A 19,805-nucleotide genomic window follows, 5' to 3' on the forward strand; every position below is an offset into this window, starting at 1 on the left:
GGGCAGGGGGGCCGCTCGCTTCCAGGGACAAGCTCGTAAGATACCAGCGCAATTGGATATCCGAGCAAGCATTCATTCAGGCTCACGCGGGATATCGGATCATTGAGCAAAGCCCGGATGCCACAGAGTGCGGCACGCAACAATTCAGGTTTGCACGCATCTAGCTGGCGCCTTGCGGGCGACGCATTCGACTTTGCAGATTTGGCGAGCACCTGACGCCGCAAGGCCGATAGCTCGGCCCTCTATTCGCCCCCGTCGCCACAGTCTAGCGCAAAGACTTCGTAGGATTGCCCGAGCGTTGCTAAGCCGTGCAGATACTTGTTCGCTTAGGCGGTCTTCTTAGAACCAAGTGGCCTCAGGCGCGTCGGATATCATCGAATAAGAGAGACTGAGACGGATCAAACGGGGCGAGCGATTCCAAGCATTCACTTCGCTGACGCCGCGCAAGCACTGCACCGCTCTCGCTTGGACCGCTCCTGATATCTGGCGAATTTCTTCAGCCAGGATGATCACGACCTCCCCCTCTCTTTCGACATGTCGTATTTATGGTAAGTCTCGATGATGCCGTAAATAGCATTGTCCAGCGTCGCCTTCACGCTGCGCCGTGGTGAGACGGCGCGCCGCATCATTGTCGAAGGAACGCCAAGCGGCGATTGACCTGGTGCATCGGTGCTAGGTTAACAACAAAACGCAATCTTGAGTTTTGCCGCGGACAAGCATCATCCTGCGTTGGCCTTCAGCTTTACTGCTTGTATTCCGGCAACGGCGCAGGCTTCGTCATTGTCGGAGGTATCGCCGGAGACGCCGACGGCGCCAAGGAGCGTCGTGCCGTCCATGATCAGCACGCCGCCGGGGACCGGCACCAGCGCGCCCTTGGCGACGGTGTTCACGGCGTCGATGAAATAGGCCTGCTCCTGCGCGCGCTGGAACAGCGCCCGTGAGCCCATGCCCATCGCGAGCGCGCCATAGGCCTTGCCGTGGGCGATCTCGGCGCGCATCAGGCTGGTGCCGTCCTGCGCGGCGGCGATCTTGAGCACGCCGCGCGCATCCAGGATGGTGACGACCAGCGGCTTGAGCTTCAGCTCGACGGATTTTGCGAAGGCGCCGTCGAGGATTTTTCGGGCGGTGTCGAGGGTGAGGTTAGCCATGGCTGGTTTCCTTTGCAGCGGTTGACGTGGAATTGATTCCGGCACGATCGAGGCTCATCGCCAGCACGCGCGCGACGTGAAGAGCCTCGCGCTGGGCGCCGTCGTGGATCTGGTGCCGGCAGGAGGTGCCGTCGGCGACGACCAGCGCATTTTGATCAGCACGCCGTACCGCCGGCAGCAGCGACAGCTCGGCCATCTCGATCGAGGCATCATAGGTGTCGGCGCCATAGCCGAACGCGCCCGCCATGCCGCAGCAGCTGGACTCGATGGTCTCGACCTTGAGACCGGGGACGAGGCGCAGCACCTGCTCGACCGGCTTGAAGGCGCCGAAGGATTTTTGATGGCAATGCCCGTGTACGACTGCTTTTTCCGCGATGTTGCCAAGCGGCAGTTGCAATCGGCCGGCCTCGGCCTCGCGCACCAGAAACTCCTCGAAAGTGAGGGCATGGGCGCCGACGGCCTTGGCGTCGTTGTCCTTGCGCAGCGAGGCGAGCTCGTCGCGCAGCGTCAGGAGGCAGCTCGGCTCGAGGCCGACGATCGGCACGCCGCGCGCGGTAAAGGGCGCGAACGCGGCCACGAGCCGGTCGAGCTCGGACCTCGCTTCATCGACGAGACCTGCCGAGAGGAAGGTGCGGCCGCAGCAGAGCGGGCGGCTGCCGCTTGCAGGTTTTGGCATGTGCACGCGATAACCGCCGGCCGCGAGCACACGCAGCGCGGCGTCGAGATTCTCGCGCTCGTAGATGCGATTGAACGTATCGGCGAACAGCACGACCTCGCGGCCGCCCTCCGGCCCGACGCTGTCGGCCGGCGGCACGAACACGTCGCTGCGGAAGGCGGGTAGCGCCCGGCGCGCGCTGATGCCGGCGAAGCGCTCGAACAGTTTTCGCAAGAGCGGGCTATGGTTGCGCAAATTCGCCAGCGGCGCGAAGCGCGCGGCGAGGCCGGCATAGCGCGGCAGGTACCCGACCAGGCGATCGCGGAGAGTGAGGCCGTGGCTGGCGGCGCGCGCGGCGAGCACCTCGATCTTCATCTTGGCCATGTCGACGCCGGTCGGACATTCATGGCGGCAGGCCTTGCAGGAGACGCAGAGTTTGAGCGTCTCCATCATCTCGTCGGAAGACAGCGCATCGGGGCCGAGCTGGCCTGATATCGCGAGCCGCAAGGTGTTGGCACGGCCTCGCGTGACATCCTTTTCGTTGCGCGTGGCGCGATAGGACGGGCACATCACGCCGCCCTCGAGCTTGCGGCAGGCGCCGTTGTTGTTGCACATCTCGACCGCGCCCTGGAAACCGCCACCGGCGCCGGGATAGGCGGACCAGTCGAGCTTGGTCTTCAGCTCGCCGACGCGATAGTCCGGCTTGAAGCGGAACAGCGAGCGATCGTCCATCTTGGGCGCGTCGACGATCTTGCCGGGATTGAGGACGCCATCGGGATCGAAGCGCTGCTTCACCTCGCGGAAGTCGGCAACCAGGCGCTCGCCGAACATGGTCTCGTGGAATTCCGAGCGCACCAGGCCGTCGCCATGCTCGCCGGAATGCGATCCCTTGTATTCGCGCACCAGCGCGAAGGCTTCCTCGGCGATGGCGCGCATCGCCTTGACGTCCTTCTCCAGCTTCAGGTTCAGCACGGGGCGCACATGCAGGCAGCCCTCCGAGGCGTGCGCATACATCGTGCCGCTGGTGCCGTGCTTCGCGAACACCTCGTTGAGCCGCGCGGTGTAATCGGCAAGATGCGGCAGCGGCACGGCGCAGTCCTCGACGAAGGAGACGGGCTTGCCCTCCTGCTTCATCGACATCATGACGTTGAGGCCGGCGGCGCGGAAATCGGCAATCCCGCCCTGCAGCGCTGGTTCGGTGATCTCGACCACGCCGCCCCATTTGCGCGTGTCGTTATTCCAGCCGAAGCCGAGATCGCTCATCAACTCGGTGAGCTGTTTGAGGCGTTGCAGGTTATCCGCCTGGTCCTCTTCCGCGAACTCGACCACCAGCACCGCATCCGGATCGCCCTTGATCGCGGCGGAGATGATCGGGCGGAACATCGCGATGTCGCGGCCAAGCGCGATCATGGTGCGGTCGACCAGCTCGACCGCGATCGGCTTCAGCTTGACCAGGTGCTGGGCCGCATCCATCGCCTCGTAAAAACTGCCGAAATGGCAGACGCCGAGCGCCTTGTTGCGGATCACGGGCCAGAGCTTCAGCTCGACCTTGGTGGTGAAGGCGAGGGTGCCTTCCGAGCCCACGAGCAGATGCGCCATGTTGTTCGGCGCGTTGCGCGGCACCAGCGCATCGAGATTGTAGCCGCCGACCCGGCGCTGCACCTTTGGGAAGCGCGCTGCGATCTCGTCGGCCTCGCGCGTGCCGAGATCGAGCATGTCGCGGAACAGGGCGCGGGTGCTGTCACTGGCTTCGACGTCGGAGAGATCGCGCGAGACCTCGCCGAAACGGCTCAGCGTGCCGTCGGCAAGCGATGCCTCCATCGACAGCGTGTTGTCGCGCATGGTGCCGTAGCGAAGCGACCGGCCGCCGCAGGAATTGTTGCCGGCCATGCCGCCGATGGTGGCGCGGGAGGCCGTGGAGACGTCGACGGGAAACCACAGGCCGTGCTTCTTGAGTTGGCGGTTGAGGTCGTCGAGCACGATGCCGGGCTCGACCACGCAGGTGCGGCCCTCGACGTCGAGTGACAGGATGCGGTTGAGGTGCTTCGAGAGATCGACCACGAGGCCGTCATTGACGGTCTGGCCGCATTGCGAGGTGCCGCCGCCGCGCGGGGTGACCTTGCGGCCCTCGTCGCGGGCGATCGCCAGCGCCCGCAGCGCCTCGTCCATGGTCTTGGGGACCACCACGCCTGCGGGCATGATCTGGTAGAACGAGGCGTCAGTGGCGTAGCGGCCGCGGCTGAAGGGGTCGAACAGGACGTCGCCGGTCATTTCCGACCGCAGGCGCCGTTCGAGCGAGGAGGCGTTTGTCATCCCTGATCCCGGACTGCCTCAGCGAGGCTCAGGCCTTGCTGAGTTATTCATTATGGTTCCTGATCGATTATATTATGAATTCAAAATGAGCAAGCCGGCCGGCTCAAGGCGAGACCGGCGCGTCCTCTTGGGGCTCGGTCAGATGCTCGATCGCAGCCGTTCGCTTGTTGCGCAGGTGCTGGAACAGGATGTCGCTGAGCTCACTGGCAGCTCTCCGGCGCAGCGCATCGAGGATGGCCTCGTGCTCGCGCATCGCCTCGGCCCAGCGCTGCCGCTTGCGGGCGAAGTTCGCGGAGTAGCGGACGCGGCGAATGCGGCCGGCGAAGTTGGCGTAGGCCGTTTTCAGCGTCTCGTTGCGCGCGGCCGCCACGATGCTCTCATGGATGCGCTGGTTGGTCTGGAAGTAGCCGTGCATGTCGCGATGCAGATAGTGGCCATACATCTCGTAATGCAGCTGCTCGATCGCGGTGATTTCCGCATCCGTAATGGCCTCGCAGGCAAGGCGCCCGGCAAGGCTCTCCAGCCCCGCCATGACGTCGAACAGCTCTTCCAGGTCGCGCTGGCTGAGCTGGCGCACCCGCGCGCCGCGGTTGGGCAACAGCTCGATCAGCCCCTCGGCGGCGAGTACTTTCAGCGCCTCGCGCAGCGGCGTGCGGGAGATGCCGAGCATCTCGCAGAGCTGCCGCTCCGGAACGCGCGCGCCTTCGGGGATGTTGCCCTCGACCACGTAGTCGCGCAGCCGCAGCAGGATCTCACCATGAAGCGAGGCCTCGTGACGGTTTTCCTGGCGGTCGCCGCCGTTTGCGGTCGGCGGGGCGATTGGAACCCCGGTGTCGGGAATCGTGGATTTCATTTGCTGCACAGTAGTTTGCCCGCCGGGGCGCGTCGACGTCCACAATCGAATACCAAATTTCGATTGAAAGGACAAAAAATGAATGCAAAATAGCCTCCAGAGCCGGCCAAGGTCCGCCGACAGGGAGGTTTTCATGCATCAGGGACGCCATTTCCTTCAGATTCCGGGCCCGAGCCCGGTCCCCGAGCGCGTCCTGCGCGCGATGGATATGCCTGTGATCGACCACCGCAGCGCGGAGTTCGGCGAGCTCGGGCGCACCGTGCTCGAGGGCAGCCAGACAATTTTCCAGACCAAGGGCCCTGTCATCATCTTCCCGTCGTCGGGGACCGGCGCCTGGGAGGCCGCGATCGTCAACACGCTGTCGCCGGGCGATAGGGTGCTGATGGTCGAGACCGGCCACTTCGCCACGCTGTGGCGGCAGATGGCGGGTCGCTTCGGCATCGAGGTCGACTTCGTGCCTGGCGACTGGCGCCGCGGCGCCGATCCCGCCGTGATCGAAGCAAAGCTCACCGAGGACAAGGCGCGCGCGATCAAAGCCGTCATGGTCGTGCACAACGAGACCTCCACTGGCGCGACCAGCCGCATCGCCGAGATCCGCGCCGCGATCGATCGCGCGAGCCATCCCGCGCTGCTGATGGTCGACACCATCTCCTCGCTCGGCTCGGTCGACTACCGCCACGACGAGTGGAAGGTCGACGTCAGCGTTAGCTGCTCGCAGAAGGGCTTCATGCTGCCGCCCGGCCTCGGCTTCAACGCGATCTCGGAGAAGGCCCTGGCTGCGTCCAAGACCAACAAGATGCCGCGCTCCTATTTCGACTGGGAGGAGATGCTCAAGCCCAATGCCAAGGGCTTCTTCCCCTACACGCCCGCGACCAATCTGCTCTACGGCCTGCGCGAGGCGATCGCGATGCTGCTCGAGGAGGGGCTCGACAACGTGTTCACGCGGCATCAGCGGCTCGCGGCCGCAACGCGTGCCGCCGTCAATCATTGGGGCCTCGAAGTACTCTGCCAGGAGCCGTCGGAATTCTCGCCGGTGCTGACCGCGGTGCTGATGCCGCCCGGCCATGACGCCGATCAGTTCCGCAAAGTTGTGCTCGAGAATTACAACATGTCGCTCGGCTCAGGCCTGTCGAAGGTCGCCGGAAAAGTCTTCCGCATCGGCCATCTCGGTGAATGCAATGCGCTGACGCTGCTCGGCGCGCTCACCGGCGTCGAGATGGGTCTCTCGGCTGCCGGCGTGCCGCATCGTTCGGGCGGCGTCGATGTCGCCATGAAGCTGCTGGAGCAGCGCCCGCAGGGCAATGCATCGCCGCACCTGAAAGTGGTCGGCACTTAAACATCGCGCGGGACACGCGAGCGGCAATCATAACAACAGCAAGCCGGAGGGGTGGAGATGGGAATTCGGTTCAAGGCGACGCATGTCGTGCTGGCGATGCTCTGCGCGATGTATTTCATCACCTATGTCGACCGGGTGAACATCGGCACCGCCGCGAGCGAGATCCAGAAGGAGCTGGGTCTCTCCAACACCCAGCTCGGCCTCGTCTTCTCCGCCTTCGCCTATCCCTATCTCTTGTTCCAGGTGATCGGCGGCTGGGTCGGCGACCATTTCGGGCCGCGCAAGACGCTGTTCTGGTGCGGCATGATCTGGGCGGCCGCCACCATCATGACCGGCTTCGTCAACGGGCTCGCGGCGCTGTTCGTCGCGCGCTTTGCGCTCGGTTTCGGCGAGGGGGCGACGTTCCCCACCGCGACACGCGCGATGCAATATTGGACGCCCGCGAACCGCCGCGGTTTCGCGCAAGGCCTGACCCATTCCTTCGCCCGGCTCGGCAATGCCGTGACGCCGCCGGTGGTGGCGCTCTTGATCCTGTGGCTGACCTGGCGCGGCGCCTTCGTCGTACTCGGCTTCGTGAGCCTCATCTGGGGCGTGATCTGGGTCTGGTACTTCCGCAACGAGCCGAAGGACCACGCCTCGATCACCGAGGCCGAGCTCGCGGCGCTGCCGCCACGCCCGACCGGCGAGCGGCCACGCGTGCCCTGAGGCCCGCTGCTCGGGCGGATGTGGCCGGTGACACTGACCTATTTCTGCTACGGCTGGTGCCTGTGGCTGTACCTGAACTGGCTGCCGCTGTTCTTCAAGAACAACTACAATCTCGACATCAAGAACTCGGCGCTGTTCGCCTCCGGCGTGTTCTTCGCCGGCGTGGTCGGCGACAGCGTCGGCGGCGTGCTGTCGGACAAGATCCTCGACCGCACCGGCAATGTCCGCCTGGCGCGGCTCAGCGTCACCGTAGCAGGGTTTACGGGAGCGCTGCTCTCGCTGTTTCCGATCCTGTTCGTCCACGACATCACGATCGTCGCGTTGTGCCTGTCGGCGGGCTTCTTCTGCGCCGAGCTCGTGATCGGCCCGATGTGGTCGATCCCGATGGACATCGCCCCGAAATATTCGGGTACCGCGTCGGGAATCATGAACACCGGCTCGGCCTTCGCCGCCATCGTCTCCCCGCTGGTTGCCGGCTTCGTGATCGACATGACCGGCAACTGGTACCTGCCGTTCCTGATGTCGATGGGCCTTTTGCTGCTCGGCGGCGTCTCGGCCTTCCTGATGCATCCGGAACACCCGTTCACGGAGGCGGAAGGGCGGCTGCCGTCCGTCAAGGTGGTGGCCGCGGAATAGGGCATTCACGCCCGGCCATGACGGTGTGGAAATAGGGGCGGCGGAGGTCCGCCGGTTATGCATGGGAGGCGCCATTAGGAGAGGGGACAAGCCGGTCAAATGGTGCTATTCGGCGGCCACCAAAATCAAGGCTAGACCGGGAAGGACGCCGATGACCGTGCATACTGGAAGGCATTTCTTACAGATTCCAGGACCGACCAATGTGCCCGACCGCGTGCTGCGGGCGATGGACATGCCGACGCTGGACCATCGCGGTCCGGAGTTCGCGGAGCTCGGTTTCGCCGTCCTCGCCGCGATGCAGCGTGTGTTCCGCACCAAGCAGCCCGTGATCATCTTCCCCTCTTCCGGCACCGGCGCCTGGGAAGCGGCGATGGTCAACGTGTTCGCGCCCGGCGACAAGGTCTTGATGTGCGAGACCGGCCAGTTCGCCGTGCTGTGGCGCGGCATCGCCGACAAGTTCAAGCTCGACGTCGACTTCATCCCGAGCGACTGGCGCCATGGCGCCGACCTCGCCGAGATCGAGCAGCGCCTTGCCGCCGACAAGCAGCACAAGATCAAGGCGGTCTGCGTCGTCCACAACGAGACCTCGACCGGCTGCGTGACGCCGCCCGCTGAGGTGCGCAAGATCCTCGACCGCGTGAAGCACCCGGCGCTGCTGATGGTCGACACCATCTCGGGCCTCGGCTCAATGGAATACGAGCACGACGCCTGGGGCATCGACGTCTCGGTTGCGGGCTCGCAGAAGGGCCTGATGCTGCCGCCGGGCCTCGGCTTCAATGCCGTCTCGGAAAAGGCGCTCAACGTCGCCAAGGCCAATCCGGGCATGCGCTCCTATTGGGACTGGCAGGAAGTGATCAGCTTCAACAAGCTCGGCACCTTCCCCTACACGCCCGCCACCAATCTGCTCTACGGCCTGCGCGAAGCGGTGAAGATGCTGGAGGAGGAGGGCCTCGAGAACGTCTGGGCCCGCCACAAGCGCCACAGCGCGGCGACGCGTGCCGCGGTCAAGGTCTGGGGCCTGGAGACGCAGTGCGCCGATCCCGCCGCGCATTCGCCCGCGCTGACCGGTGTGCGCGTGCCGGAAGGGTTCGACGCCGACGCCTTCCGCAAGGTGGTGCTGGAGAATTTCGACATGTCGCTCGGCACCGGCCTGAACAAGGTCAAGGGCAAGGTGTTCCGTATCGGTCATATCGGCCATTTCAACGATCTGATGCTGATGGGCACGCTCGCCGGCGTCGAGATGGGCCTCGATCTTGCAAAGATCCCGCACCGGAGCGGCGGCGTGTTGGCGGCCATGGACGTCCTGAAGGGACGCGACGTGGTGCCGATGACCAAGGCTCAGGTGGCTTAAGGTTCAGGCGGCCTGAACCAACCTAAGAAAGTGAGCGCGCGATGAACGCACCGACGACTGCCAACGAAGACCTGCTCTACTCCGTCACGGACGGCATCGCGCGGATCACCTTCAACCGCCCCCAGGCGCGCAACGCCATGACCTTCGCCATGTATGACCGCATGGCGGAGATCTGCCAGGAGATCAACGCCGACCGTTCGATCAAGGCGCTGATCCTCACCGGCGCCGGCGACAAGGCCTTCGCTTCCGGCACCGACATCTCGCAATTCCGCGCGTTCAAGACCGCGCAGGACGCGCTCGACTACGAGGCCCGGATCGACCGCGTGCTCGGCACGCTCGAGCAGTGCCGCGTGCCCGTGATCGCGGCGATCGCGGGCGCCTGCACCGGCGGCGGCGCCGGCATTGCGGCCTGTTGCGACCTCCGCATCGGGACTGAAACGACGCGCATGGGCTTTCCGATCGCGCGCACGCTCGGCAACTGTCTGTCGATGTCCAACATCAGCCGCGTCGTCGCGCTGGTCGGACCCGCACGGACCAAGGATCTGATCTTCAAGGCGCGCCTCGTCGAGGCGCCCGAAGCGCTCGCGCTTGGCCTGCTCAACGAGGTCGTGCCCGACGTCGAGACGCTCCAGCGCCGCGCCGACGAGACCGCCAAGCTCGTCGCCAGCCACGCGCCGCTGACGCTCGAAGCCACCAAGGAAGCGGTGCGCCGCATCCGCCGCACGCTGTCGCGCGAAGAGGGCGAAGACCTGATCCTCAAGGCCTATATGAGCGAGGATTTTCGCGAGGGCATGGACGCCTTCCTCAACAAGCGCGCGCCGGTCTGGAAGGGCAAATAGCGCGCGGCCCCGCGCTATCTTGCGTCGCGCGATGTGCGGCGTCATGACGATCAGCATCACCGTATCGCAGGCAAGATGCAGCATTGCATCGCTAGGCGTATGGATTCTGTCATCTGTTCGGAATAGCCTGCTGCCGCATGATAGGCGAGGATGCTGCATGATGAGGAAGATTGGGCCCGATCAGGCTGCAAGCTACGGGGGGCGGCCGCTGCGACACATGCTAATGTTGCTCGGCGTCGCCGGCTCGATGCTTGTGGGTGCCCCCGGTGCCCACGCCCAGTCGTTCCGCCAGGGCGTCGCTGCGGTCCAGCGTCAGGACTATGTGACGGCTTCCCGCATCTTCATTCCGCTCGCCGAGCGTGGCAATGCGCCGGCGCAGACTTATCTCGGCTTCCTGTTCGAGACCGGCCGCGGCGTGCCGATGAACTACTCGGAAGCCGCGATGTGGTACCGCCGCGCGGCGGAGCAGGGCGACAGTCGCGCCCAATACTCCCTCGGCCTGCTCTATGACCGCGGCCAGGGCGTGCCGCAGGACATCGTCGAGGCCTCCAAATGGCTCAACCTGTCGACGGCCGCCGCACCGCCGCCGGTGCGGGAGTCGCGGGCCCGGATCCGCGATGCCGTGACCACCAAGATGACACGCGGGGAGATCGCGCAGGCCCGCCTGCGGGCGCTGGAATGGGCCCCGAGCCGCGAGCACTGATCGCGAATATTCCGGCTTGCGTGCCGCGGCCATGGTGACATCGTGCCAGTGTTTTGCCCGACGTGTCAAATGGATTTCGTAAAATCCGCAAGTATCCCGTGTCGGCCGATAAGTCGTTGATAAAGCCATGCCCCGTCTACTGTGCATAGGGTTGTTTTCGAGCTTTTTGTAACGGGTGGGCGGCCAGTGGCGGTTATCGGGCCTTAGCCGGGCCAGCCGCCGAGCCAGTTCACGTACCAGGTCTCGCCCAGCCAACCGATCCAGATCGCCGGCGCCAGGAACAGCCCGAACGGCAGAAAGGCGGTCGCGCGGAGCCGCTTCCTTTGCAGCACGGCGTTGCCGACATAGGCGCCGATCGCGAGCAGCGCCGCAAGCTCGATCACCGCAACCACGGTGGCAAGATCGAGCCAGGCACCGCACACCGCGGCGAGCTTGACGTCGCCGAGCCCGAGCCCGTCGCGACCGCGCCAGTAGCGATAGACCAGCATCAGCAGCAGCAGCGGCAGCGCGACCGCCACAGCGCGGGCCAGCGGCCACAGCAGCGCCTCGATGCCTAGGTCGGGAACGAAGGCGCCGGCGCGGAGCAGGGCGAGGGCGAAAGCTGCGCCCGTCAGCTCGTTCGGAATGAGGTAGTGGCGGGCATCGTTCGCCGCGATCGCCAGCATCAGCGCGGCCAGGAACGCGCCGTAGAGGCCTTCCGCACCGGGCGCGGTGACGAGGCTCGCGAACACGCCGAGCAGCAGGGCGATGCCGAGTGCGAGCGAAGGGCTCGTCTCCTCGTCCGCCACCTGATCCGTCACGGTTGTCGCGTGGGCATGATCTCCGCGCAAACGCGTTCCGCGTTTGTCGCGAGGGAAAGCCGCTGCGCGCTTGTCCGGATCATGCTCTAGCGTGCCGCCTTGGGCGGGTTCACGGTGACCACGGGATTGCTGGTCCCGACCATGCGGCTGTTCATCTTGGTGCGCATCTCCTCGGCGATGACATGCGCGTCGACGCCGTCCTTGATCACGGTCGGCCGGATGAACAGGATCAGCTCGGTGCGGGCACGCGTGTTGGTCTGATGCGAGAAGGCATCGCCCATGCCGGGAATCGAATCGAGGATCGGAATGCCCTGGCGCTGCCTGTTCTCGGTCTCGCTGATCAGGCCGGCCAGCAGCACGGTCTGCCCGCTCGTCACCGCGATCGAGCTCTTGACCCGGCGCTGCGAGATCGTCGGCGTTAGCGAGTTGGCACTGCCGGCCGCGACGCTCGAGATCTCCTGCTCGATGTCGAGCACGACGTTGCCGTTGGCATTGGCGCGCGGCAGCACGCGCAGGATGATGCCGGTGTTCTTGTAGTCGATGGTGTTGACCACGGTGTTGTTGGCGGTCAGCACGGTCGCGGTGCCGGTCGAGAACGGCACCTGGTCGCCGACCTGCAAGGTCGCGGCCTGGTTGTCGAGCACCACCAGCGAGGGATTCGACAGCACCTTGACGTCGGTGACGTTATGCAGCGCGTCGAGCACGACGCGCGGCGAGTTTTCCGAGCCGATCAGGAAATTGAAGCCGGGCAAGGCGCGCCCGAGCAGGGCGCCGGCGGCGGCGTTGACCGCGTTGCTCGTCGGCTCGGTGTTGCTGCCGATCGTGGCGCTGTTGCTGATGCCCGAGATGGTGTTGGAGATCGAGCCTTTCTGGCTCGCCAAGAAGAACTGCACGCCATAGTTCAGCTGATTGTTCAGCGTCACCTCGGCGATGGTCGCCTCGATCGCGATCTGGCGCTGCGGCCGGTCGATCTGGCGGATGGTCTGCTCGACGATGCGCTGCGCGTCCTGGTTGGCGTAGACGAGCACGGCGTTGTTGGTGACGTCGGCGGTGATCCGCACGTTCTGGAGGATGGCGTTGGCGCCGGGCTTCGCACCGCCGCCGCCCGACAGTCCGCCTCCGAGGCCGTTGTCCTGTGCCGGCGTCGCGGAGGCGGCCGGAGCGGGACGGGCGCTGAACGCCGAGCCGGCAGGGCCGCTGACCGGCGTGGTGGCGCCGGCAGCGGCGGTCGGCAATGCGCTCAGCGATGCGATCGGATTGGTGGAGGACGACGACGTCGTCGACATGCCCGAGCCGGGCGAGATCTGGCTCGACGCGCTGTCGAGCGTCGAGCTGTTCGCCGAGCCCTGGTTGAGCAGCATGTCGTTCAGCATCGCCACGATCACCTTGGAATTGCCGTAGCGCAGCGGATAGGATTTCAGGTTCACCCCGTCGGTGTCGGAGCGGTCGAGCCGCGCGATCCAAGTCTGCGCGCGCTTTAGATATTCTGGCTTCTGGCTCACCACGAGGATCGAGTTGAGCCGCGAGATCGCCTGCAGCTTGATCACGTTCTGGCTCATCCCGCCTTCGCCGGAATCCATGATCTTCTCGATCTCGCTGATGACGGGCTCCGGCGCGGAATTCTGCACCGGGAAGATGCCGACGGATTGTCCGCGCATCCAGTCGGCATCGAAGGAGAGAATGGTGTCGACGGCGGTCGCCCGGTCGGAGCCGCTGCCGCTGATGATCAGCGTGTTGCGGGCGTTGTCGGGACGCATGGTCGAGGCCTTGACGCCGAAGGCGTCGAGCAGCTTGAAGATGTTCTGGGCCGAGACATAGCGCAGCGGCACCACCGAGATGCCCTGGCCGGCCGCGACGTTCGCGCGGTCGACGCCGCCGGGACCTGCCTCCGGCGCCGGCAGCAGCCGATAGCCGGTACGGTCGCGCACCAATGCGACGCCGGACATGCGCAACGCGTTCTCCAGCACGTAGAGCGCGTCCGCCTTGGGCACCGGGCGCACCGAGGCCAGCGTCACGGTACCCTGCACGCGCGGGTCGATCGTGTAGCCGACATTCAATACGTCGCCGAGAATGACCTTTGCGACGGTCGCCACCGGCGCGTTCTCGAAGTTGAGATCGTAGCCGCTGCCGCCGCCATCATCGCGCTCGGCTACCGCACCGCCTTGTGCCGTCGCACCGTCGCCGAGATAGATCGCGGGCTTGTTCGATTTCGACTGGGCGATGCCGCTTGCACCGGTATCGGCAGGCTGCCGTGGCTGCAGGTCGAGCGAGCGGACCTTGTCGGCGATGTCCTGCGCGCGCGGATCCTTTGGATCGGATTCGATCGACTGGTCGGCGGTGACGATGCAGGCACCGAGCAGGAAGGCGGACGACAACAAGACAAGCGCAGCAGGCAACGCCGAGCGCAGGCGCAAGAGCGGCTGGACCACCTCAAACAAAATACGCCTGCCAACGCTAGATGTGATGGGAAATTGCATCCGATCCCCCGCGGCTCGGACGCGCAACTGTTTGCGCCACGATTATGTTTTTGCTAAGAAATAAGTCAAGGGTAAAGGGCTTTCGGCCCCCGCCGAAGTTGTTGCATTCAAGTAACAAGGTCAACGCTGTGAATGCGATGCGCGACCGCTCCGCAGAGAGCTTCCGGCAGCACCTCCTGGAAAAATATTCATTGCCGCTGCGGGCCCACGCCCATGCGGACAAGTCGGGCAATCCCGCGCTGACGCGCCCCTTGCGCGAATTGTGGGAGGCCACCGATCTGTCCGCGTCCGAATTCGCAGATGAAGTCTCCAACTATTTCGATCTGCCGCGGCTGAACCTTCCGCAACTGCTCGCCGCGACGCCTCGGCTCGATGGGTTTTCGCGCCGTTTCCTGCGTGAATCCACCATCTTTCCCTTTATCGCGCCGGACGATGGCGTTCGGCTGGCTGTCGCCGACCCCTCTGACACCGCGGCCACGCGCGCGGCCGAAATCGTGTTCGGAACAGCGGTCGATGTCGTCGTAGCGTCATATGAGGATATTACGACAGTCCTCGATCAACGGGCCGATGCCGACGATGCGAATGCCGATCGAAGCGGCAGAAGCGTTGCGCATCAGTCCGACGACGACATCGAGAGCCTGCGCGATCTCGCCAGCGGCGCACCTGTGGTGCGCGCGCTCAACGATCTATTGGAGCGCGCGGTGGATTTGCGTGCCAGCGACATTCACGTCGAGCCATTCCGCGCCGGGCTCACGGTGCGCATGCGTGTCGACGGCCTGTTGCGCGCGCTGCCGTCGCCGCAAGCCATCCCGCCGCAGGCGCTGATCTCGCGCATCAAGATTCTCGCCAGCCTCAACATCGCCGAACGGCGCCTGCCGCAGGATGGCGCGGCGCGCGTGCGCTTGGGGCGCAGCGAGATCGACGTTCGCGTCGCCACCATGCCGACGCAGCATGGCGAGAGCGCCGTCATCCGTCTGTTGCCGCGCGACCGCGGCCTCCTCGAAATGAGCAAGCTCGGGCTCGGCGCGCGCGACGAGGGCGCGATGACGCGGATGCTGGCGATGCCGCACGGCATGATCGTCATCACCGGGCCGACCGGCAGCGGCAAGACCACGACGCTTGCGACCATGCTCTCGATCCTGAACGAGCCGACACGCAAGATCCTCACCATCGAGGATCCTGTCGAGTACGAGATCCCCGGCATCAACCAGTCGCAGGTCAAGCCGTCGATCGGGCTGACCTTCGCATCCGCCATGCGCGCCTTCGTGCGCCAGGACCCCGACGTGATCATGGTCGGCGAGGTCCGCGACGCCGAGACCGCTCATATCGCCATCCATGCCGCGCTGACCGGCCATCTCGTGCTGACGACGCTGCACACCGAGACGGCGGCGGCCGCCGTGCCACGCCTGATCGATCTCGGGATCGAGGGATTTTTGCTGAAGTCCACCTTGCGCGCCGTTGTGGCGCAGCGCCTCGTGCGCATGCTCTGCGACCGCTGCAAGGTGCCGCATACGCTGACCGAGGCCGATCTTGCCAAGGACCCGCGCTTTGCGGTGATCGGTTTCAAGTGCGGCGAGGTCGTGCACGAGGCCGGCGGCTGCGAACGCTGCGGCGGCACCGGCTATCGCGGCCGCAACGGCGTGTTCGAGATCCTCGAAATGTCCGATGAGGTGCGCGGGCTGATCGGGCCGCAGACCGACTCCCACTCCATCGATTCCGCCGCGATGCGCGGCGGCATGACGACGATGCTGGAGGATGCGGTCGCCAAATGCCGGGCCGGGCTCACCACCGTACCCGAGGTCTTCCGCGTCACGACGGTGCGCTAGAACCCATGCCGAACTATCGCTACCGCGCGCTCAATGCCAACGGCGAACTGATCTCCGGCGCCATTGCCGCGCCCGCGCCGGGCGACGTCGGGCCGCGGATCGAGCGGCTTGGCCTCGTGCTGGTCGACAACGTCACGCCGGAGGAGGGCGGCGCGGCTGCCGGCGTCTTCAGCCTGTTCAACAAGCCGAAGCCGGAAGACGTCACCATCTTCACCCGCGACCTTGCGCTGCTGCTGCGTGCCGGCGCCCGCATCAATGACGGATTGGAGCTGCTCGCGGCAGATCCCGATTTCGGCCGGCTGCGCGCGGTGGTGGCCGACATCCGTTCACGTGTCGTCTCGGGCGAGAGCTTTGCCGAGGCGCTGGCGCGGCACGAGGGGCTGTTTCCGCCGATGTATATCGCGCTGGTCCGGGTTGGCGAAGCCTCGGGATCCCTCGATCAGGTGCTGGAGGTGCTGGCCGGCGAGCGCGCGCGTGGCGAGGCCTTGAGGCGCCGGCTGTCGGATGCGATCCGCTATCCGATATTCGTGCTCGGCGCGGCCGGCTGCGTGCTGCTGTTCTTCCTCAGCTTCGTGCTGCCCCAGTTCGCCAGCGTCTTGCAGGATTTCGGTGCCAAGGTCGATCCAGTGGTCGGCGTCTTCCTCAACATCTCGACCTTCCTGCGCAGCAATTCCGACACGATGCTGGCCGGCCTTGCCGCCACGATCGCAGCGGCATGGCTGTTGCTGCGGCAGCAGCGCGTCCGCCGCGGCATCACCAACGCGATCGTTCGTCTGCCGGCGATCCGCAACGTGATGAGTGCGTACCGGACGGCGCTGTTCTGCCGCAATCTCGGCCTGCTGCTCGGCAGCGGCGTCAATCTCACCACCACGCTGCGTATCCTGATCGACATGATGGCGACGACCGGACCGTCCACGGTCTGGAGCGATGCCGCCGATCGCGTTCGCCATGGCTCCAAGCTCTCCGACGCGCTGGCCGAGACCGAGGCGCTGCCAGCGATGGCGGTGCGCATGCTCCGGCTCGGCGACGAGACCGGTCAATTGCCGATGCTCTCGGGGCGCGTCGCAGAATTCTACGAAACGAAGTTGCAGCGAACGCTCGACCGTGCGGTCGGCATCGCGGGGCCGGCGGCGATCATCGCGATCTCGCTGGTGGTCGGCGGCCTCATCACCTCGGTTATGACGGCGCTGATGTCGGTGAGCCAGATTGTCGGTTAGGCCAGGCTACGCGAGTAACGGGCAGGTAAGGGGAGAGACTTGAAGTGACCAAACATCCATCGTCAAGGCGCAGCCGGCGGCGCGCAGGCCGAGGCGAAGCCGGCTTCACGCTCGTCGAGATGCTGGTCGTCATCACCATCATCGGGATGATCATGGCGCTGGTCGGCCCGCGGGTGCTGAACTATCTCAGCGAGTCCAAGGCGAAGGCGGCGAAGATCCAGATCGAGAGCTTTTCCAGTGCGCTCGATCTCTATTACCTCGATCTCGGCCGCTATCCGACGTCGAACGAGGGCCTCACCGCGCTGACCCGCAGCAACAACCAGGCGGGCTGGAACGGCCCCTATTTGCGCGGCGGCATGGTGCCGAACGATCCATGGGGCCACATCTACGTCTATCGCTCGCCGGGCGCGAGCGCGCCTTACGAGATCATCTCGCTCGGATCGGACGGCCAGGAAGGCGGCAGTGGTACGGCAGCCGACATTGTCAGCGGCGCGCGCTGAGGGCCTCGCTGAGGCGCGCGGCTTTGCGCTGATCGAGATCCTGTGCGTGCTCGCCATCATCGGCTTGCTCGCGGCAATCATCCTGCCGGCGGTCCCGCGCACGACGACGCGCGCCAAGCTGGAGAGCTATGCGGTTGAGACCGCGGCGCTGCTGAAGGCCGACCGCAACGCGGCGCTGCGCCGGCAGACCAGAGTGACGACCACGGTGGATGCAGAGGCGCGTGCGATCCGTTCCGGCGTCACCGGGCAAATCATCCGTCTGCCCCGCGACGTGGTCGTGGCGGCGACCTTGGCCTCGCGCTGTGCCAACCGGACGGCGGGACAGTCGATCGATTTCTTTCCGTCGGGCATGTCGTGCGGCGGCACGATCGCGCTGGCGAGGCCCGGCATGGGTTATGAGGTGCGCGTCAACTGGCTGACCGGAGGCGTCGAGATTGTCCCGCAGAAGCTGCTCTGACGGCGCCGCCGGCTTCACCCTGATCGAGGCGCTGGTGGCGCTTGCGATCATCGTGGCCGTGCTCGGAACCATCGGCTCGGTCATCGCCACGACAGCGAAGGGCACGCGTTCGATCGACCAGCGTCTGGCGCTGGCCGGCACCGCCGAGCGGCTGCTCGCGGATCTGCCGCCGCGGGCCTTGCTCAAGCCGGGCCGGCAGAGCGGCGAGCTGGCCGGTAGCCGCTGGCGCGTCGACATCGCGCCGATGAACGTGGCGGGCGACGATCCCGCCGCCAACCGCTTCGTGCCGATGGCCGTCAATCTGCGGCTCCAGCGCGCCGACGGAGCGGCGATCCAGATCACGACGGTGAAGCTGGTACCGAGGGCCGCACAATGAAGCGCCTGCGCCGCGCGCTGGCCGATGAAGCGGGCTTCACCCTGCTCGAAGTGTTGCTTGCGACGCTGCTGATGACGCTCATCCTGGCGGCGCTGGCGACGGTGACGGCGCAATGGCTGCCGAACTGGAATCGCGGCATCGCCCGCGTGCAGCGGGCCGAGCGTCTCGCGACCGGGCTCGACCGCATCGTCGCCGACCTCTCGGTCGCCGAGCAGATCACCGTGAACGGCGATGCCAAGGTGCCGCTGTTCGATGGCGCCGAATTGTCGGTGACGTTCCTGCGCACCGCGATCGGCCCGAGCACGCGGCCGGGTCTCGAATTCATCCGCCTGATCGAGAAGGCGGACTCGCAGGGGCTGGCGCTGGTGCGCGAGCGTGCGCCGTTCCAGCCGATGCCGACCGATGGGCAGATCCGCTTCGTCGACCAGGTCGTGCTGATCCGCGCGCCGTTCCGCGTGAGCTTCTCCTATGCAGGGCCCGACGGCCAGTGGCAGCCGACCTGGCGCGGCCAGCCGCAACTGCCGGATCGCATCCGCATCACAGTGCGCAACAGCGCCACCGGGCAGGTGCTCGCGGTCTCGGGCGCGGTGATTCCGCACATCACGGCGCCGGCCGAATGCGCGCGGGCCAAGAATCCGGCGACCTGTGTAGCGGCGCGCGGCGGGCCGCAACAGGCGCAGAAAGAGGAGCAGCAATTGTGAGCCGTCCGGCGCAGAATTGCGGAGAGCTGCGCGATTCTCGCGGCTTCATCGTCGTTGCGGTGCTCTGGATGCTGGCGGCGCTGGCGACGCTCGCGCTGATCTATCTCACCTATGTCACCAACACGGCCGTCACCGTCGCCGTCAACGCCGACCGGTTGCAGACCGAGGCGCTGATCAACGCCGGGCTCGAGCTCACGGCTTACCGGCTCTCGACGCAGAACGTCGCCGTGCGTCCGACCAGCGGCACCTTCAATGCCCGCGTCGGCGCTGGCCAGGTCAGCGTGACGTTCCGCTCGGAGGCCGCGCGCCTCGATCTCAACATGGCGCCGAAACCGATGCTGGCGGGCCTGATGACAGCGCTCGGCGTCTCCGCCAGCGACGCGCCCGTCTATGCCGACCGGATCCTCGCTTGGCGCACCTCGACGGAGGCCGGCCAGGACAATCCGGAGGATTCCTACTACCGCACGCTCGGTGCGCCCTATCTGCCGCGCCATGCGCCGTTTCCGCACAGTGACGAGCTCTGGCTGGTGCGCGGAATTCCGGCGGCCGTCATCGAGCGTGTGCTGCCCTTCGTCACCGTGTTCAGCAACATGCGGACGGTGAATTTGCTCGACGCCGCGCCGCAGGTGCTGGCGGCGCTGCCGGGCATGACGCCCGAGACGCTGCAACAGGTGCTGCGCGACCGCACTGACCCCAAGGTCGATCCGCGCTCCCTGGTCACCCTCGCCGGGAGCGCCAACGCGACGACCGACGGCTCGCGGGCCTACCGGCTGACAGTCGTGGCCGAGGCGCCGTCGCACCGGCGCAACTCGGCCGAGATCGTCATCCTGCTTCTCGAAGGCAGCGATGAGCCGTATCGTGTATTGTCGTGGCACAACGCCTATGACGGCTCTGCCGGAAAGCCTCTGTGAG

The 19,805-nt window shown here is 65.9% G+C and carries 16 protein-coding genes and 1 pseudogene; 12 read left to right on the forward strand and 5 right to left on the reverse strand.

Going from position 1 to position 19,805, the window contains the following annotated elements; translation table 11 throughout:
* Positions 1-719 precede the first annotated feature (719 nt).
* The 3 genes from BRAGE_RS0105765 to BRAGE_RS0105775 all read right to left on the reverse strand — a co-directional run bounded on the left by BRAGE_RS0105765 (position 720) and on the right by BRAGE_RS0105775 (position 4,969).
* Positions 720-1,148: a GlcG/HbpS family heme-binding protein gene (locus BRAGE_RS0105765; protein WP_027564742.1), complete on the reverse strand. Its 429-nt coding sequence runs from the start codon at positions 1,146-1,148 to the stop codon at positions 720-722.
* A complete protein-coding gene (locus tag BRAGE_RS0105770) occupies positions 1,141-4,116 on the reverse strand; it encodes an FAD-binding and (Fe-S)-binding domain-containing protein (RefSeq protein ID WP_027564741.1) in 2,976 nt (991 codons plus the stop codon). The genes BRAGE_RS0105765 and BRAGE_RS0105770 overlap by 8 nt, the downstream gene beginning before the upstream one ends.
* A 103-nt stretch (positions 4,117-4,219) precedes the next feature.
* Positions 4,220-4,969 carry a GntR family transcriptional regulator gene (locus BRAGE_RS0105775; RefSeq protein ID WP_028146207.1) on the reverse strand — a complete coding sequence of 250 codons (750 nt, stop codon included), beginning with the start codon at positions 4,967-4,969 and terminating at the stop codon, positions 4,220-4,222.
* A gap of 133 nt (positions 4,970-5,102) precedes the next feature.
* Between BRAGE_RS0105775 and BRAGE_RS0105780 the strand changes: the two genes are divergently transcribed.
* The 5 genes and pseudogenes from BRAGE_RS0105780 (at position 5,103) to BRAGE_RS0105800 (ending at position 10,539) form a co-directional block, all read left to right on the forward strand.
* The gene (locus BRAGE_RS0105780) at positions 5,103-6,305 is read left to right on the forward strand and encodes an alanine--glyoxylate aminotransferase family protein (RefSeq protein WP_027564739.1); all 1,203 of its coding nucleotides are present in this window, start codon (positions 5,103-5,105) and stop codon (positions 6,303-6,305) included.
* 57 nt (positions 6,306-6,362) lie between these two features.
* Positions 6,363-7,646: pseudogene (locus BRAGE_RS47860) on the forward strand (MFS transporter).
* A 151-nt stretch (positions 7,647-7,797) separates the two neighbouring features.
* A complete protein-coding gene (locus tag BRAGE_RS0105790) occupies positions 7,798-8,997 on the forward strand; it encodes a pyridoxal-phosphate-dependent aminotransferase family protein (RefSeq protein ID WP_027564738.1) in 1,200 nt (399 codons plus the stop codon).
* Between the two features lie 41 nt (positions 8,998-9,038).
* Complete coding sequence (locus tag BRAGE_RS0105795) at positions 9,039-9,836, forward strand: enoyl-CoA hydratase/isomerase family protein (RefSeq protein WP_027564737.1); 798 nt, start codon at positions 9,039-9,041, stop codon at positions 9,834-9,836.
* Positions 9,837-9,993: 157 nt separating this feature from the next.
* Positions 9,994-10,539 carry a tetratricopeptide repeat protein gene (locus BRAGE_RS0105800; protein WP_231164087.1) on the forward strand — a complete coding sequence of 182 codons (546 nt, stop codon included), beginning with the start codon at positions 9,994-9,996 and terminating at the stop codon, positions 10,537-10,539.
* 203 nt (positions 10,540-10,742) lie between these two features.
* Here the strand turns inward: BRAGE_RS0105800 and BRAGE_RS0105805 are convergent, their stop codons facing one another.
* Both BRAGE_RS0105805 and gspD read right to left on the reverse strand, forming a co-directional pair.
* Complete coding sequence (locus BRAGE_RS0105805) at positions 10,743-11,339, reverse strand: prepilin peptidase (protein WP_027564735.1); 597 nt, start codon at positions 11,337-11,339, stop codon at positions 10,743-10,745.
* Between the two features lie 86 nt (positions 11,340-11,425).
* Positions 11,426-13,816 (reverse strand): type II secretion system secretin GspD, encoded by a 2,391-nt coding sequence (gspD, locus tag BRAGE_RS0105810; protein WP_027564734.1) that lies wholly within the window; start codon positions 13,814-13,816, stop codon positions 11,426-11,428.
* 137 nt (positions 13,817-13,953) lie between these two features.
* Here gspD and BRAGE_RS0105815 point away from each other — a divergent pair, with 137 nt between their 5' ends.
* Genes BRAGE_RS0105815 through BRAGE_RS0105845 form a run of 7 tightly spaced genes read left to right on the forward strand, consistent with a single transcriptional unit; the run spans position 13,954 to position 19,804 of the window.
* Positions 13,954-15,642 carry a GspE/PulE family protein gene (locus BRAGE_RS0105815; protein WP_430642176.1) on the forward strand — a complete coding sequence of 563 codons (1,689 nt, stop codon included), beginning with the start codon at positions 13,954-13,956 and terminating at the stop codon, positions 15,640-15,642.
* A 5-nt stretch (positions 15,643-15,647) separates the two neighbouring features.
* Positions 15,648-16,859, forward strand: coding sequence for a type II secretion system F family protein (locus tag BRAGE_RS0105820; RefSeq protein WP_027564732.1), 1,212 nt, complete (start codon positions 15,648-15,650; stop codon positions 16,857-16,859).
* A 44-nt stretch (positions 16,860-16,903) separates the two neighbouring features.
* On the forward strand, positions 16,904-17,359 hold the full coding sequence (gene gspG, locus BRAGE_RS0105825; protein WP_027564731.1) for a type II secretion system major pseudopilin GspG: 456 nt from the start codon (positions 16,904-16,906) through the stop codon (positions 17,357-17,359).
* Positions 17,322-17,816: a prepilin-type N-terminal cleavage/methylation domain-containing protein gene (locus BRAGE_RS0105830; RefSeq protein ID WP_027564730.1), complete on the forward strand. Its 495-nt coding sequence runs from the start codon at positions 17,322-17,324 to the stop codon at positions 17,814-17,816. The genes gspG and BRAGE_RS0105830 overlap by 38 nt, the downstream gene beginning before the upstream one ends.
* The gene (locus BRAGE_RS0105835) at positions 17,794-18,192 is read left to right on the forward strand and encodes a type IV pilus modification PilV family protein (RefSeq protein WP_027564729.1); all 399 of its coding nucleotides are present in this window, start codon (positions 17,794-17,796) and stop codon (positions 18,190-18,192) included. The genes BRAGE_RS0105830 and BRAGE_RS0105835 overlap by 23 nt, the downstream gene beginning before the upstream one ends.
* Positions 18,189-18,893: a hypothetical protein gene (locus BRAGE_RS0105840; RefSeq protein ID WP_027564728.1), complete on the forward strand. Its 705-nt coding sequence runs from the start codon at positions 18,189-18,191 to the stop codon at positions 18,891-18,893. The genes BRAGE_RS0105835 and BRAGE_RS0105840 overlap by 4 nt, the downstream gene beginning before the upstream one ends.
* On the forward strand, positions 18,890-19,804 hold the full coding sequence (locus BRAGE_RS0105845) for a general secretion pathway protein GspK (protein WP_035729430.1): 915 nt from the start codon (positions 18,890-18,892) through the stop codon (positions 19,802-19,804). Before BRAGE_RS0105840 ends, BRAGE_RS0105845 begins: the two co-directional genes overlap by 4 nt.
* Position 19,805 lies beyond the last annotated feature (1 nt).

This window comes from Bradyrhizobium genosp. SA-4 str. CB756 (assembly GCF_000473125.1).
Taxonomy (GTDB): domain Bacteria; phylum Pseudomonadota; class Alphaproteobacteria; order Rhizobiales; family Xanthobacteraceae; genus Bradyrhizobium; species Bradyrhizobium arachidis.